The sequence below is a fragment of the Streptomyces murinus genome, assembly GCF_002154555.1.
Taxonomy (GTDB): domain Bacteria; phylum Actinomycetota; class Actinomycetes; order Streptomycetales; family Streptomycetaceae; genus Streptomyces; species Streptomyces murinus.
This window is the reverse complement of sequence record NZ_MUNF01001036.1, coordinates 1-1,804: the sequence shown is the minus strand read 5'-3', so window position 1 is coordinate 1,804 and position 1,804 is coordinate 1. Positions and strand designations below refer to the sequence as shown.

General features: G+C 72.6%; 2 protein-coding genes. One reads left to right on the top strand and one right to left on the bottom strand.

The window, feature by feature from the left end; all coding sequences use genetic code 11:
* Positions 1-689 (top strand): hypothetical protein (locus tag CCN72_RS37500; protein WP_086812699.1); only part of this gene is annotated, 689 nt, incomplete at its 5' end.
* A gap of 123 nt (positions 690-812) precedes the next feature.
* On the opposite strand, the gene CCN72_RS37495 is transcribed toward CCN72_RS37500, so the two are convergent.
* A complete protein-coding gene (locus CCN72_RS37495) occupies positions 813-1,688 on the bottom strand; it encodes an LURP-one-related family protein (protein WP_086812698.1) in 876 nt (291 codons plus the stop codon).
* Between the last annotated feature and the right edge of the window lie 116 nt (positions 1,689-1,804).

The following is a 1,804-nucleotide window of genomic DNA, read 5'->3' as shown; positions in this document are numbered from 1 at the left end:
GGGTCAGCGCGGTGGAGTGGCGCGGTACGGCGCTCACCCTGCTCGGTCTCGGCGCGGTGCTGGTCACCGCGTCGGGCCCGGCGCCCTCCCGGGTGCTCAGCCTGCCGGCAGCGGTCGCGGTGGCCGGTACGACGGCCGCGCTGGTCGGCGCCCTGTCCTGGCCCGGCGCCCGGCCGGGGCTGCGGCACGCGACCGCGTCCGGGTTCGCCTCGGGGGTCGCCTCCGCACTGACCCAGACCGTGACCGTGGCCGCCACCGACCGCTCGGGCCCGGTGCTGAGCACCGAGGTGATCGTGGTCGCGCTGCTGGTCGCGGCGTTCGCCGTCGGCGGGCTGCTGCTCTCGCAGACCGCCTATCGCGGCGGCCTCGGCGCCCCGCTTGCGGTCGTCACCCTGGCCAATCCGGTGGCCGCCGCGCTGATCGGGCTCACCCTGCTCGGGCAGGGGCTCACCGGCGGCGCGGGCGGGGTGCTGCTGGCGCTCGCCGGGGCGGCGCTGGCCGCCCGGGGTGTGGTGCTGCTCACCCGGGTCACCAGGGCGACGGTGGACGGCGAGGAGCCGCACGACCATCCGGTGGCCGCGGTGCTCGCCCTGCGCGCGGGGGCGGCGGCGGCCGAACCCGCTCTGCGGTCCCAGCTGCCGGAGCAGTCCGGACGACCCGAACAGCCGGGGCATCTCACGGCGCTGTGACCTCGGTGCCCGCAGACGTCGGCGGTCGGTGCGCGCGTTCCCGCGTGCACCGACCGCCGTTGCCGTGCTCGGTGTTCTGCCGTGCTGTCCGCTCTGTGGTGCGTGCCCCCGTACGGGAGGCGGTCAGTTCCAGCCCCGCGAGTCCTGCTTGAGCGCGGTGTCGACGGTCAGGGCCGTCGCGACCACCAGGCTCAGCAGCGGCTCGGGCAGCTGGTAGTGGATCTGGAGGACGTAGTTGTCCGCCGAGGTGAACAGCGTCTTGGCGAGGCCTTCCCAGGTCTTGGTGATCCGGGCCACCTCGTTGTCCTGGTGGTCGACGATCGCGAAGTTCCACGCCCGCCAGTTCTCCGCCTTGATCGCGCCGACCTGCTGGCCGTTCACGTTCATCGCGAAGTTGATCTTGCCGATCATGTTCTGCTGGACGATCTCACCGACCGGCGAGCCGTCCGGGCGGGACACGATCACCCGGGACTTGAAGATCTTCGCGGGCCGGGTCAGCAGCAGCTGCGGCTGGCCGTAGGCGTCGCGGATCTCCAGCTTGTGGGTGAGGAACTGGTCCCAGCTGGAGACGAAGCGCAGGATCTTGCGCAGCGCGCCCTGCCCGACCTCGGTGACCGAGCCGAGCTCGCGGCCGTTCTGATCCATGACCTTGTACTCGTTGGTCAGCTCGATCAGCTTGGCCTTCTGGTTCACCACCAGCACCGGCTCGGTGAACAGGGTGCCGCCGCCGGGTCCGCCGGCCACCACACCGGCCTGCTGCTGCACCTGGCGCTGCACCCGGGCGTCGGGAGCCTGCTGCTGCGGGAACTGCTGCTGCGGCGCGGCCTGGTGGGGCTGCTGGGCCTGCTGCTGCGGTATCGCCTGCTGGGCCGCCGGGGCCTGCTGGGCCTGGTTGTTCGTGTGCTCGGTCCACTGGCTGCCGTCCCAGTAACGGAGCGTCTGAGGCGCGCCGTGCGGGTCCGGGTACCAGCCTGCCGGAGTGTTTGATTGCGTGGTCACCGGGGCACACTACCCTGCTCCGACCCGTACCTGACCAGCCCGGCGGAAGCGGTGTTCATCGCCCGTTCACTCCGTCGCGAGCGCCGGGTCGCTGACGCCGGGCTGGTCAGGTACGG